General features: G+C 55.8%; 13 protein-coding genes. 4 read left to right on the plus strand and 9 right to left on the minus strand.

What is annotated here, in order from left to right:
• Window position 1: 1 nt before the first annotated feature.
• From ABWV33_RS20425 to ABWV33_RS20435, 3 genes are all read left to right on the plus strand, one after another.
• Window positions 2-1,270, plus strand: coding sequence for an ABC transporter permease (locus tag ABWV33_RS20425; protein ID WP_353333561.1), 1,269 nt, complete (start codon window positions 2-4; stop codon window positions 1,268-1,270).
• A gap of 263 nt (window positions 1,271-1,533) precedes the next feature.
• Window positions 1,534-3,258, plus strand: coding sequence for a metallophosphoesterase family protein (locus ABWV33_RS20430; protein ID WP_353333442.1), 1,725 nt, complete (start codon window positions 1,534-1,536; stop codon window positions 3,256-3,258).
• A gap of 107 nt (window positions 3,259-3,365) precedes the next feature.
• Window positions 3,366-4,994: an acyl-CoA synthetase gene (locus ABWV33_RS20435; protein ID WP_353333444.1), complete on the plus strand. Its 1,629-nt coding sequence runs from the start codon at window positions 3,366-3,368 to the stop codon at window positions 4,992-4,994.
• Here the strand turns inward: ABWV33_RS20435 and ABWV33_RS20440 are convergent.
• The 3 genes from ABWV33_RS20440 to ABWV33_RS20450 form a co-directional block, all read right to left on the minus strand.
• On the minus strand, window positions 4,897-5,733 hold the full coding sequence (locus tag ABWV33_RS20440) for a Rid family hydrolase (RefSeq protein WP_353333446.1): 837 nt from the start codon (window positions 5,731-5,733) through the stop codon (window positions 4,897-4,899). The genes ABWV33_RS20435 and ABWV33_RS20440 overlap by 98 nt on opposite strands.
• Window positions 5,633-6,259, minus strand: a complete 627-nt coding sequence (locus ABWV33_RS20445; protein WP_353333448.1) for a RidA family protein — start codon at window positions 6,257-6,259, stop codon at window positions 5,633-5,635. Before ABWV33_RS20445 ends, ABWV33_RS20440 begins: the two co-directional genes overlap by 101 nt.
• 107 nt (window positions 6,260-6,366) lie before the next feature.
• Window positions 6,367-6,702 carry a DOPA 4,5-dioxygenase family protein gene (locus tag ABWV33_RS20450; RefSeq protein ID WP_113825618.1) on the minus strand — a complete coding sequence of 112 codons (336 nt, stop codon included), beginning with the start codon at window positions 6,700-6,702 and terminating at the stop codon, window positions 6,367-6,369.
• Between the two features lie 223 nt (window positions 6,703-6,925).
• Between ABWV33_RS20450 and ABWV33_RS20455 the strand changes: the two genes are divergently transcribed.
• Window positions 6,926-7,465, plus strand: coding sequence for a hypothetical protein (locus ABWV33_RS20455; RefSeq protein ID WP_353333451.1), 540 nt, complete (start codon window positions 6,926-6,928; stop codon window positions 7,463-7,465).
• A 68-nt stretch (window positions 7,466-7,533) separates the two neighbouring features.
• Here the strand turns inward: ABWV33_RS20455 and ABWV33_RS20460 are convergent, their stop codons facing one another.
• The 6 genes from ABWV33_RS20460 to ABWV33_RS20485 form a co-directional block, all read right to left on the minus strand.
• Complete coding sequence (locus ABWV33_RS20460; protein WP_113825620.1) at window positions 7,534-8,478, minus strand: cyclase family protein; 945 nt, start codon at window positions 8,476-8,478, stop codon at window positions 7,534-7,536.
• A gap of 124 nt (window positions 8,479-8,602) precedes the next feature.
• Window positions 8,603-9,247, minus strand: coding sequence for a maleylacetoacetate isomerase (maiA, locus tag ABWV33_RS20465; protein ID WP_353333453.1), 645 nt, complete (start codon window positions 9,245-9,247; stop codon window positions 8,603-8,605).
• A gap of 83 nt (window positions 9,248-9,330) precedes the next feature.
• Window positions 9,331-9,873 (minus strand): VOC family protein, encoded by a 543-nt coding sequence (locus ABWV33_RS20470; protein ID WP_164621793.1) that lies wholly within the window; start codon window positions 9,871-9,873, stop codon window positions 9,331-9,333.
• Window positions 9,874-9,876: 3 nt separating this feature from the next.
• On the minus strand, window positions 9,877-10,077 hold the full coding sequence (locus tag ABWV33_RS20475; protein ID WP_113825623.1) for a DUF2783 domain-containing protein: 201 nt from the start codon (window positions 10,075-10,077) through the stop codon (window positions 9,877-9,879).
• Between the two features lie 5 nt (window positions 10,078-10,082).
• Window positions 10,083-11,708 (minus strand): FAD-dependent oxidoreductase, encoded by a 1,626-nt coding sequence (locus ABWV33_RS20480; protein ID WP_113825624.1) that lies wholly within the window; start codon window positions 11,706-11,708, stop codon window positions 10,083-10,085.
• Window positions 11,709-11,842: 134 nt separating this feature from the next.
• Window positions 11,843-12,793 carry an MBL fold metallo-hydrolase gene (locus ABWV33_RS20485; RefSeq protein WP_113825625.1) on the minus strand — a complete coding sequence of 317 codons (951 nt, stop codon included), beginning with the start codon at window positions 12,791-12,793 and terminating at the stop codon, window positions 11,843-11,845.
• Window positions 12,794-12,797 lie beyond the last annotated feature (4 nt).

Here is a 12,797-nt window from a genome sequence, read left to right on the forward strand (position 1 = left end):
CCTGATCCCATTTTTCGTATATATCGCGATCTTTGTCGGCGCCTTTTATACAGTGCGATTCATCGCGCAAAAGACGGCGGTTCAGGACTATACATCGCTCAAGACGGTGACGTTCGGCGACGAAAGTGCGGTTCAATCGAACCGGGCGGCGTCAATCGTTTCGATCGTCACTATTTTTGTTCTGTGGGGGGCCTTTACCGGATCCAGCCTGATGCCAAGCTTCATGCACGCGCCGGGGCCGTTTATCGGAGACACCACGTTCACCTACACTGCGCAGGCGCCGGATGGCACCAAGGATGACGCCACGGTGCACGTGCGTGTGCATCCCGCAGATGAGAAACCGGATGCGATCGAGGCCGCGTTGGGTGATGGATTTGCCAAAGACGATGCGCTGAACATGATAGCGTGGCGAAGCAAGTTGATCCCTGTCGACAAGAACGACGAAATCACCAAAAAAGACGGCGCTAAAATCGTTGCGATTGACGGTCAGCCGATTGCGCCGGGTGATTCTGTTTCGGTTGGCGATGGCAAGGTGACTTTGTCCGACAAAGGGACGCCAAACTTTGTGCCAAACAAAGGCTGGCAGATGGAGCCGATCTGGTTGCCGTCTCCCGAAGCGGTGGTCAAGCGGACCATTGAAATTGCCAATCAAGGTTATCAGGGGTCGACCCTGTGGGAACACCTTGGTTACTCGCTCATGCGTGTGATTGTCGGGTTCTTCTTTGGTGCGCTGGTGGGTATTCCACTGGGCTATGCCATGGGCTTGAGCGATTGGGCACGCGGCTGGTTTGATCCGATCGTGGAATTCATGCGTCCTGTACCGCCACTTGCTTTGATCCCGCTGGTGATCATTTGGGCCGGTATCGGTGAAAGCGGCAAGATCATCCTGCTGTTCCTTGCGGCGCTCTGGATTATGGCGATCGCCTCTCGGTCAGGGGTGTCAGGTGTCAAGATCTCGAAGGTGCACGCGGCCTACTCATTGGGCGCGAACAAGCGCCAGATCATGCGGTATGTCATCGTTCCGAACTCATTGCCCGAGATCTTTACCGGTGCACGTGTTGCGATGGGCGTCTGTTGGGGCACGGTTGTGGCTGCGGAACTTGTGGCGGCTGAAAAGGGCGCAGGTAAGATGATCGTAACGGCCTCCAAGTTCCAGAACACGGATATCGTGATCATGGGGATCATCCTGATCGGGATCATTGGCTTTAGCATCGACATGCTGATGCGCTGGGCTGAAAAATTCCTGGTGCCATGGAAAGGCAAAGGTTGATCCAGACATAAGATAAAAAGACCACCACTCACGAAAGACTTGCCGGGGCGTTCGCGTCCCGGATTTTTTTGTGGTGAGATGTGTGTTTGGGGCTGAATTGTCCCTTTTGGGTGCTGGACATTGCCTTTGACCTTGGAGGGCTGCTAAGGCACGTTTCCAAATGCGCCCCTCTCAAGAGACCTAGGGCATTGGTGCAGAGTACGCGGCGTTTCAGCTGATGTGCTGATTGCGCAATGTTGGGGCACGGACAGGGGGCAATTGTCGTGAGCGAACCGCTTTTTACTTTGGCTGTGATTGCAGACACGCATATGCGCGCGCCTGACGGGGATCTGTCTTCGCCGTATTCTGTGAATGCAAAAGCCAATGATCGGGCTGCGGTTGCGGTTGATCTGATACATGCGCAAAACCCGGTTTTGACGATCCATCTGGGCGACATGGTGCATGCGTTGCCGCATATGGAAGAGTATGACGCTGCCTGTGAAGAGGCGCAGCGGATCTTGTCGGGGTTGCATCCTACGTTACATTTTGTTCCCGGAAATCACGATATTGGCGACAAACCGTTAGAGGCCTCGCCTGCCAACGTGGTGACGCAGCAAACTGCGGCGCGGTATTCGGACCACTTTGGTGCCCAGTGGCATCATGTGGATCATGGCGACTGCCGGTTTGTGATGATCAACGCGTCGATCGTGAATTCGGGTTTGCCGGCCGAAGAAGAACAGTTCGCATGGTTGGAAAAGATCGTGCAGACTGAACAGCGCGTTTTTCTGTTCACCCATTATCCGCCGTTCATTGATACGCCGGATGAAGACGAACATTACGACAATTATGGCGAACCGGGGCGGTCGCGGGTGATTGAAATTGCACGCATACATAAGATCGAGGCGGTGCTGTCCGGGCACGTGCATCAGTTCTTTTTCAACCGGGTGGAAGATACGAAATATTACTGCCTGCCATCGACCAGCTTTGTGCGACAGGACTACTCAGAGCTTTATAACGTTGCACCGGACACGGATTTCGGACGCAATGATCTGGGCAAATTCGGCGTCACGTTGATTGATGTTTACGAGGATGGGCACAAGCTGCGGTTTTTACCCACCGGTGGGGCGGAATCCTCGGCCGTTGTGGATCTAAGCCTGCGTAAGCCTGCGGCCAAAACCGAGCTGACGCCATTTATGCGCCATGCTTGGTATCAGAGCCGGGATTTGCCCTACAGCGGGGCGAAAGAGGAATTTGGGCGCAAGCGGGCGCGTAACGATTATCCGTTGTTGCGGTTGTGGCAGATGGGGATTGAGACCGTGCGCACGCCCTTGGTGGATCTGGCCCATGCGGAAGGCCGTCGTCGGGTGCAGGATTTTGCCAGCACGGGCATTAGGTTCCATATGTTCACCACCTCGATGCCCTCGGCGGCAGTATTGCAACTGATTGCAGACAATGCGCATGTGTTGTCGGCGCTTGAGATTGTTCAAGTGGACGAGGACCTGACCCGCGTCAAAGCCATCGCCAAAGCGTTTCTAAAGGTTACGGATGTGCCGATTTATGTCAGCCGTCCCGGATCGTCGGCGGATGAGGTGATTGTGGGGCGGATGTTCTCGCACAATGTTTGGACCGGCTATCGCTATGCCAATCGCGCTGAAGTACTGGATGCGCTTGCGGATACCGCCTTGCCGTTGCGACCCATTTTTGCGGTGGCGTGGCGGGCAGACTGGGTAGGCAAAATTGGCGGAATGCAGGCTGAATTTGCCAAGCGCGGTATTCAGGGCGCGGCGGCTGTTCAATTGATGACGGGCAACCCTGAAACCGCCAATTTTGACGAGGAATACATCGAAGAGGGCGTGCTAGAATTGATGCGCAACCGAGATGCGTTTCCATTGGTTTCGTTGATGTTGGACACCTTTGAGACCTTTGACCGGGGTTTCAACCCGCGAGCGGGATTGATTGATCGGGTTGGGAATCTGACAGCGGCGGGGCGAGCGCTGACAAAACTTTAGGCGCTTGAGGCCGGGGGTGCGATAATTGCGCCGGACATCATCTTTGTCTTTTCTCGGCGTTTGGTTCTGGCCATTATCCCCGTCAACGCGACAGAAAAGGGATAGCGATGACAACGCCGGGAATCTACGAACAGCATCTCGACCAGACACGAGCCAATCATACCGCGCTGTCACCGCTCAGCTATCTTGAACGGGCTGCTGCGGTTTATCCCGACTACCCTTCGGTGGTGTATGGCACGCGCCGGTATACATGGGGTGAAACCTATGCGCGGTGCCGTCAGTTAGCGAGTGCGCTAGCGGGACATGGTGTGGGGCGGGGCGATACCGTGTCGATCATCGCGGCCAATATTCCCGAACTCTACGAGGCCCACTTTGGGATTCCGATGCTTGGTGCGGTGCTGAACGCGATAAACACCCGGCTGGATGCGCCGATCATTGCCTTTATTCTGCAACATGCCGAAGCCAAGGTCTTGTTGGTAGATCCTGAGTTTTCCAGCGTTGTGCGCGAGGCGCTGACACAGGTGGATCGCCCGGACTTGCTGGTGATCGACATTGTCGATCCCAGTTTTGATGGCGGGGATCCGGTGGGGTCGCTGACTTATGACGCGCTGCTAGAGGCGGGGGATCCTGACTATCATTGGTCACTGCCCGTTGATGAGTGGGATGCGATTACACTGAACTATACCTCGGGGACGACAGGGAATCCCAAGGGGGTGGTGTATCACCATCGGGGGGCGGCCTTGAATGCGACCTCGAATATCCTGACATGGGGGATGCCGCAGCATTCCACCTATCTGTGGACCTTGCCGATGTTCCATTGCAACGGCTGGTGTTTCCCTTGGGCCATGGCGGCGAATGCGGGGGTGTCGGTGTGTTTGCGTGCGGTACGGGCCGAACCGATTTATCAGGCGTTTCGCGACGAGAAGGTCACCCATTTTTGTGGCGCCCCGATTGTGTTGAACATGTTGGCCAATGCGCCTGATGAGCTGAAGGATTTTGATCACGAAATCAAGGTCATGACCGCGGGTGCACCGCCTCCGGCTGCGGTGATCGAGAACATGGAATCCATGGGGATCGAGGTCACGCATGTCTATGGGTTGACCGAAACTTATGGTCCCTCGGTTGTCTGTGCCTGGAAGGATGAGTGGAACGACAAGGGGCCCGAAGATCGCGCGGCGCTGAAGGTGCGTCAGGGTGTGAAATACGTGGCCCTGTCCGGTCTGATGGTCGCCGATCCTGAAACGTTAGAACCTGTTCCGTCGGATGGCGAAACCATGGGCGAGATTTTCATGCAGGGCAATATCGTGATGAAGGGGTATCTGAAAAATCCCGAAGCCACGGATAAGGCGTTTAAGGGCGGATGGTTTGCCAGTGGTGATTTGGGGGTTATGCACCCGGATGGCTATATCGCGCTCAAGGATCGGTCCAAGGATATCATCATTTCGGGGGGTGAAAATATCTCGTCTGTTGAGATCGAAGATGTCCTGTACAAACACCCCTCCGTGATGGAGGCGGCGGTTGTAGCACGCCCGGATGACAAATGGGGCGAAACACCTTGTGCCTTTGTCGAACTAAAGCCGGGAAAAGACGCGACCGAGGCAGAGATGATTGCGTTTTGCCGCGATCACATGGCCCACTTCAAGGCACCCAGAACGGTTGTGTTTGGCAGTCTCCCCAAGACATCGACCGGCAAGATCCAGAAGTTTGTTCTGCGCGATCAGGCACGCGCACTTTAATCGGCAAATGGCCCCGCTGTGGGCTGGGGCCATGACGCTTGGGGTTATGGTGATCAAGATCCAGGACGGCGATGACCTCGATCTTGATCACCAGACCTTTGCGTTCCAGGTGGGGGACGGGGATGCCTGTCGTCGCAGGACCGGGCGCGGTATAGGAGTTTGAGCGCACCAGCAGGTTTTCATGCAAGGCCTCTGCCGAGGCGTTCCCTTGGTAAAAGGTTGTGACTTTGACCACGTCATCCAGTGTTGCATCGTATTGGGCAAGGATTTGCGCAATGTTGGCCATCGCGGTGCGGGTCTGTGCGACCATATCATCGGGTGTTAGAACTTTGGATGTTTCGCTGCGAGCCACCTGACCGCCAATATGGATTACATCGCCGGTGCAGGTGCCATGGGCATAGGGCATGGATTGCGACCACGTCCAATGGCCATCCGGGCTGGTATGGCGCGCGGGCTCTGACCCTAATATGGCGGTGGCAGCGAGTTTGGTTGCTTGACCGGGCGCTGGGCTTTGGGCCAATGGCAGATCGGTCACCACAGGGCTGTTGCGTGTAAAGCGGTCGGCGCGCAGGGCGGCGGCCGTTGCCCAGCCCTTGATTGTTTCATCGCCGGTGGTGCAGGTCGTCAGTTTCACCACATCATCCAGTCCAGCGCCGGAGAGTGCGAGAACCTGTTCCAGCCGATCCATCGTAAGCTGAGTTTTGGGCGGCAGGATCGTTGGGATGGGCCACGGTGCCATCTGAATTGCGCGCTGAGATATCGCTGGTAAAGATCATATCTCCAGCCTGAACCAGATGCGAAAACGCGGCTGGTAGCGGGGGCAGGTCGGGTAGGGTGCGGCACTGTCTTTCGAAGACGTCCCCGTTGGAGGATCGCACGGCGACGCCTTCGATTTCGGTTAGCATGTCGGGATAGCAGAGCTCAGGCATCGGGATCATATTGATCACCGGGCGGGCCGTGGGGCCGATGATCTGGGCCAGCAGATCCAACAGAAAGGCCTCGTCTTGCGCATCCCCAACGAAATAGACCACGAGGCGCACCAGATCGTTGAAATCAACGCCGAGATCATCGAACAGCCGCTCCATATAGACCATGGAATTTTGACATTGGGTTTCGAGATCCCCGATGTTGCGCACGGTGCCCTTTGGATCAAGATCCACCTGACCGCCGGTAAAGATCAGGTTGCCTGCGCGCACGGCATGGTGATGGGTAAGTTTGACGGGCCAATCCCAGTGGTTGTTGGGAAAGCTGTACTGTCTGGCCAAGGCGTGGTCTCCGATCCTGAAAGGCAGCGTTGGGCATAGGTTAGGCACAGTATTTTCTGTGTGCCAACGCAACCTGCGACATCAGGGTCGGAATTTGACCGGGGAGGTTAGGCGTCGTTGAAAATGGACAGTTCAAGTTCTAACAGCTCACCCATCCATAGCGCGCGATCCCGATGATCTTGCAGGTGTTCGCCGGTGTCGGGATGGGTAAAGATGGTAAGCCCCTGACGGTTCATCATCAGCCAGGGGATCACTTGATCAAAGACCTCGGGGGCAAAACCCAACTGGCAGCTCCAACGGGGGTGCGGACCGACATTGCGTTCGTGGACGCGCCCCATTGTGACATCGAACAGGCGCGCGGACTCGGCGCAAACTGTACGGGCGGTTTCAACGGTTTCGGCATCAAAATAGACATGGGCGTGATAGCCGCGGATCTCGGGCATTTCGGGGTCTCCTGTCATACCGGGTGAAGCTATCACGAAGCACACTAGAACCAAGTCCCCATAGTTTCACAGCTGATGTGCGCTGCTACAAAATGGCATATGGCCTCTATTTAAGTCACTTTAAGGTTGAGAAAGCGCATTGATAAATTTAGGAAATAGACCGCTGATAGCATTCAAGTAATACAATCCGTAGCACATGGTATTTGCGGAAAATGGGAAGTGAATGAAAATCGTAAAAGTTGTGTCGTCGGCAGTTTCACTGGCAGCGCTGTTAGGTGTAGGGGCGCTGAACGCAGAGCCAGCGCAGTTGATTGATGGCAGCTTTAAGATCGAAGGCAAAGGGAAACCTACTAAGGTTGGCGGAGTTGAGTTTTACAACGTTGTCACTGCCCACAGTGTTTTTGAGAAAAACGGGCGGACTGTTGTCTGTGCGGCCTATTTTGGGCGATTGGGCCACTCTGGTTTCAAGCACCATGCAAAAGTCAAAGCCGGTTCCCGTACGATCAAGGGCGGGTTGGGCGCTATGCCACGCTTGCAAAACATTAACACAGCGGAAGCAAAGCGGTTGCGCGCAAAGTTCAAAGCACCGCTGTTTCGGACGTATTACCCGGCGGATCTGAAAGTTCTGAAGGGCGTTCAGGTCCCGTGTTGGGCGACGAATAATAAATGGCGCCCCGAATTCGAGACGAGCAAGACGACCATTAAGTTCCCGAATAAAATTCGCGTGACGGATGCCGAGAATCGGACTTACGGGACGGAATAAGCAACCTGCTGTTAAAAGCTCAGGATTTGCAAAGCCCCCGCACAGTAAGATCTGCGCGGGGGTACGAATTAATACAGAGCGACCGGGTTGATGATCATCTGCACGGTGCCGCGGATACGGGCCTGACCGAGGACGAACATGAATTCGTTCACACCTTCGGCCACCAGCGGACCAGTGTTCATGGTTTCCAGCAGGTAAATGCCGTTTTCTTTCAAAAAGATCACGTGACCATAGAACACGCCGTCCCCTTCGGCGGCGGGGACGGGTTCAACCCCCCAAGTGTCTGCGCCAACGGCCATCGGATTGAGCGAGGCGATGTAACGGGACCCTTCGTTGTTGATGCCGGGCTCGCCGGACACCCATGCCTTGGGATCATCTTTCAACATCGCGTCTGTCCAGCCGGTGTGGAACAGGATGATGTCGCCTTCGCCCATGGTGACGCCTTGGGCCTCAGCAGCGGCCTTGATATCAGCTTCGCCAAAGTGTTCACCAGCAGCAAGCGCGGGTTTTCCGAAGTGTTTCGCCATGTCGAGGATCACAGCGCGGCCAACCAGAGGGGGCACGTTATGAACACCCAGCTTGGTCAGGCCGGTGATTGCAGAGATCTCTTTCTCATCTGAGCAGTTGTAATAGAAACCCTTTTCACCCAGATGCCCGAGGCCGTCGATCTGGCTGCCGATGCCGACCCATGTTTGCAGCAGGTCATCGTTGTAGTTGCCGGGATAGCCAAACGCATTGAGTTTTTGACCGCCTTGCTGGCTGGGCTGGACCACTTGCAGGCTTAAAGAACGCGGTGGAAAGGCGGGTGTATTGGAGTCAATCACGATGCCCAGTGGCATGGATTTGCCCTGTTTGATCAACTGCGCAGCCTTGAGCGTGTTTTCAGGGCTGATCAAGTTTGCGGACCCGATTTCATCATCGGCGCCCCATTTGGATGTGTTACAATCGGCAGCCCAGCCGCTGGTGGCAAAGCTGATGGCGCAGGCGAGGCCTGTCAATAATGCTGTCTTCAATGTTTTCTCCTCCCAATGGTCCAGCAAAAGAGAGCCGGAGCAGGGAGGAGCGTAGCATGCGTTTGCTATCGCCAGAGAGGAGCTTTGGCGGTGATCTTAACGATTTGGGTGAAGTTCCCCAACGTTACGTAGGGGTAGGTTGGCATTGATCCGGGTGCGCGGCGGCAAAGGCAGGATGGGCAGCACAGGCTGATTCCACTGCCAGTACGCGGGGTAAATCGCTGATATCAGCACCCCAACGACGGGCATTGTAGATCTGTGGCATCAGGCAAATGTCGGCCAGTCCAGGGGCGTTTCCAGTGCAAAATGGGGTCTGATCATAGGCACCCAACAGCGTCTCAAACGCCTGCATGCCGGGGCGGATAAAGTGGGTCATCCAGTCGCCGGGCATCCCATCTGCGCCGCCGCTGATTTGGGTGGCGTGTTTGGCGACCTGCAGGTTGCAGACCGGGTGCAGGTCAACCGCGATGGCATGGGCCAAAGCTTGGGCTTGGACGCGTGCGGCGGGGTCATTGGGCAGCAGGTTCAGATCACGGGTTTGATCCAGATAGTCGAGGATGGCCAGAGATTGGGTCAGGCGCAATCCGTCAATTTCCAGCACCGGAACGAACCCTTGGGGATTGCGGGCCAAATGCTCGGGCGACTTCTGGTCCCCTTTGACCAAATCCACGTTGATAGATTGATACGCAACCCCGGCCATATTAAGCGCGATGCGCAGCCGGTAACTGGCCGAAGACCGCCAGTAATCAAATAGGATCGTTTCGCTCATTAGGGGCTCCGTTCAAATAAAAAGCAACCGACCTACGCCGGTTGCTTGAAGGGTCTCAGGTGCAACTATGCACCGGGTTGGGATCAGACGTCACTCAGTTCTTTTGAGTGCATCCATTCTGCATGCTTTGGGGCCTTTTTGGTACGAGACCATTCTTCGAGCATGTCCCACTTCACGGCGTCGAGCTTGGCCAACATCGCCTCTTCTTTTGGATCGGGGCAGGCCAGTTCTACGCGGTGGCCATTGGGATCAAAGAAATAAATCGAGTGGAAGATCGAGTGATCGGTGACGCCCAGCACTTCGACGCCATTAGCCTCGAGGTGCTCTTTGAATTCAATCAGGGTGTCGCGATCTTTGACCTTGAACGCAATATGCTGAACCCAGATCGGAGTGTTGAGGTCGCGGCCCATCTCTGGTTTGGTGGGCAGTTCAAAGAACGCCAATACGTTGCCGTTGCCCGCGTCCATAAAGATATGCATGTAGGGATCGGGTTCGTGGGTCGAGGGCACGTGGTCCTCGGCGATGGCCAGAACAAAGTCCATCTTGAGCATCTGGTTGTACCACTCGACCGTCTCTTTCGCATCCTTGCAGCGATAAGCAACGTGGTGGATTTGTTCGATTTTCATCTTTTAGTTCTCCTCTTTTGGCGTGACAGCTGTCAGCGCCTGGGTCAGGATCGCGCGGTCTCCAATGTGGTTGGCCAGCACCAAAATGAGGCGCGCGTTCAGCGCCTGGCTGTCCGCATCGGACAGGCCCTCGTGGGTGGCAATCAGTTCGGCATAAAAATCATCTACGCCATTAATGTTCGGGGTCAGGATCAAGTCGGACATTGCTCTTATTCCTTGCCTGTGGCGCGGCGAATTGCAGCGCGGATTTGGTTCTCATCAAAGTTGGGACGACGTGCGGCGACGTGCTGATCCGGACGGATCAGGTAAACGCCGGTTTCGGCCTCGCCTAGGTAACGCTCTTTCAGCAACAGCGTGGGGTCGTCTTTTGTTGACAGGGCCAGACGTTTAACGGTGATCCCGGCTTCTTCGATTTCGTCGGGTGCGTCGACATCGATTGTCAGCAAAATGAAGTCGTTGCCGAGTTTCGAGAGCAGAAATTCATCACCCAGAGGCACGTCGGGACAAGGCGAACCCGGACGGGTACGGGCCGGCGCATCCAGGGCGTCCGCAGAATTCAGCGATGATCCATCATAGCAACAGGGCACCGACAGACGGCCGGAATTCACCATTGGACGGGCGAATTCGTAATGTTCGGACAGCGCCAGAACCGAGTCTCGCAGCAAGCGGGACATGGGCGATTTTGGCGTGATGAAATCGGTCGACCGGGTCGAATTCATGATGTTTTCATCGGCACCGTGGACGCGTTCGGTATTGTAGGTGTCCAGCAAGCTGTCAGGGGCTTTGCCATTGATCACAAGGCCCAGTTTCCAGCCCAGATTGTCGATGTCCTGCATGCCCGAGTTGGCCCCACGTGCACCAAATGGCGAAACCTGATGTGCGGCGTCGCCTGCAAAGAACACGCGCCCATGGCGGAAGTTTTCCATGCGCTTGCATTGGAAGGTGTAGATTGAGGACCAAACCATGTCGTAGTCGACATCTTTGCCCAAGAAGGCATCCAGACGGGCCCGGATGTTTTCCTCTTTCATTTCTTCCTTGCGATCCACATCCCACCCGATCTGGAAATCGACACGCCAGACGTCATCGGGCTGTTTGTGCAGCAGGGTGGATGCACCTTGGCCATGGGTGGGTTCGAACCAGAACCAACGCTCGGTTGGGAATTGGCTGTCGCCCTTCATCTTGATGTCTGCAATCAGGAAGCTGTCCTGAAACACTTTGCCAGTGAATTCGAGATCCATCATGGTGCGCAGCGGCGAGGATGCGCCGTCACATCCAACCAGCCAATCCGCTTCGATTGTATAGGGGCCTTCGGGGGTCGAAACGGTCAGGACAACGTGGTCGTCTTTGACTTCGACATTGTCGATACGGTTCTTGCCACGAATTTCGACCGGGGCGCCTTTGGCCTGAATCTCGCGCAGGCGTTCGATCTGGAAAGACTCGTAATAGGGTTGCTGCATGTTGATGAAGGCGGGGTATTTGTGGCCTTCTTCGGGGAGCAGATTGAATTCGAAAACTTTGTCGTCTTTGTGGAAAACCTTGCCCACGTTCCAGACCACGCCCTTGTCCAGCATGGGTTCACCGCAGCCATAACGGTCCGCGATTTCGAGACACCGTTTGGCGAAACAAATCGCCCGGCTGCCCATGCCGACGCCTTCGTGATCGTCCAGCACAACAACGGGGATGCCTTGCAGGCCAAGGTCCAGCGCTGTCGCGATGCCGATGGGACCACCGCCCATCACTACAACGGGATGGCGTACAGGGGTATCCGCGTCTTGATCTGCCGAGCGTTCGTAGGGATAGAGTTTGTAAGCCAGCGTATATCTATCGTCAAACATGGGTGATCTCCTCCAAATTTCGGGCGCACGTTTCGAAACCACTGCCTCGAGTGGTGCCCTAGAATTTCAATTTAATTCGTGGCTGAGCCTTGTGCGCTGATCTAAAACAAAGCGCACAAGGCGACCAGCGTAGCTTAACCTTGCAGGTCGGCCCACATGTCCAGATCGCGCTGAGCGGTCCAGATACGGGGATGAGCGATGCCGCGGGCTTCGTCATAGGCGCGCGCAACGTTGAAAGGCAGGCAGTGTTCGTAGATCGCGTAATCCGCAAACTTAGGGTCGCATTCTGCGCGAACGGCGTCCCAAGCTTCTTTCAGAGATCCACCACGTGCAGCCACTTTGGCAGCAGGCAGATAGGTGCTTTGAACGAAATCACGGGTGCTTTCGATGGCGCGTTCCACGGCCTCTTTGCCGATCAATGCACCGCCGCGACCGGGTGCAATTGCATCCACGTCATAGGCTTTGATATTATCCAGTGTCTGACCCCAGTCGGCAAAGTGGCCGTCGCCACAATAGCAGGCTGAGTGATCTTCGACGATATCACCTGTGAACATGACGTTTTCATCCGGCACGTGGATCACCGCGTCACCTGCCGTGTGAGCGCGACCGATCTGCTTGATGTTCACACGACGCTTGCCAAGGAAAACGGTCATCTCATCGCTAAACGTAGTGGTGGGGTATGTCAGGCCGGGGATGCTCTCATAGCCTTCGAACAGGCGGGGGAAGCGTTGGAATTCGCTGTCCCAGTCCTCTTGTCCGCGTTCCAGAACCATGTTGTAGGCCGCGTTTGACATGATGGTTTGCTGCGCCCCAAAGGCGCTGGCACCCAACACGCGCACGGCGTGGTAGTGGGTCAGAACAACGTGGCTGATGGGCTTGTCGGTGACAGACCGCACACATTCAATCACTTTGTTGGCCAGACGGGGCGTCGCCTGTGCCTCGACGATCATGACGCTGTCGTCGCCGATGATCACGCCTGAGTTGGGGTCGCCTTCGGCGGTGAAGGCATAGAGACCCTTACCGATTTCGTCGAATGTGATTTTCTTTTCGGTCATGTCCCCTTGGGACGCGAATGCTTTGGCCATGAGA

The organism is Phaeobacter sp. NW0010-22 (assembly GCF_040365955.1).
GTDB lineage: Bacteria > Pseudomonadota > Alphaproteobacteria > Rhodobacterales > Rhodobacteraceae > OMPR01.

Excerpts from the sequence above, each read along its gene's own strand:
- ABWV33_RS20440 (WP_353333446.1), bottom strand. The coding sequence starts at position 5,733 with ATGGCACCGTGGCCCATCCCAACGATCCTGCCGCCCAAAACTCAGCTT.
- ABWV33_RS20435 (WP_353333444.1), top strand. The coding sequence starts at position 3,366 with ATGACAACGCCGGGAATCTACGAACAGCATCTCGACCAGACACGAGCC.
- ABWV33_RS20450 (WP_113825618.1), bottom strand. The coding sequence starts at position 6,702 with ATGCCCGAGATCCGCGGCTATCACGCCCATGTCTATTTTGATGCCGAA.
- maiA (WP_353333453.1), bottom strand. The coding sequence starts at position 9,247 with ATGAGCGAAACGATCCTATTTGATTACTGGCGGTCTTCGGCCAGTTAC.
- ABWV33_RS20480 (WP_113825624.1), bottom strand. The coding sequence starts at position 11,708 with ATGTTTGACGATAGATATACGCTGGCTTACAAACTCTATCCCTACGAA.
- ABWV33_RS20455 (WP_353333451.1), top strand. The coding sequence starts at position 6,926 with ATGAAAATCGTAAAAGTTGTGTCGTCGGCAGTTTCACTGGCAGCGCTG.
- ABWV33_RS20485 (WP_113825625.1), bottom strand. The coding sequence starts at position 12,793 with ATGGCCAAAGCATTCGCGTCCCAAGGGGACATGACCGAAAAGAAAATC.
- ABWV33_RS20470 (WP_164621793.1), bottom strand. The coding sequence starts at position 9,873 with ATGAAAATCGAACAAATCCACCACGTTGCTTATCGCTGCAAGGATGCG.
- ABWV33_RS20475 (WP_113825623.1), bottom strand. The coding sequence starts at position 10,077 with ATGTCCGACTTGATCCTGACCCCGAACATTAATGGCGTAGATGATTTT.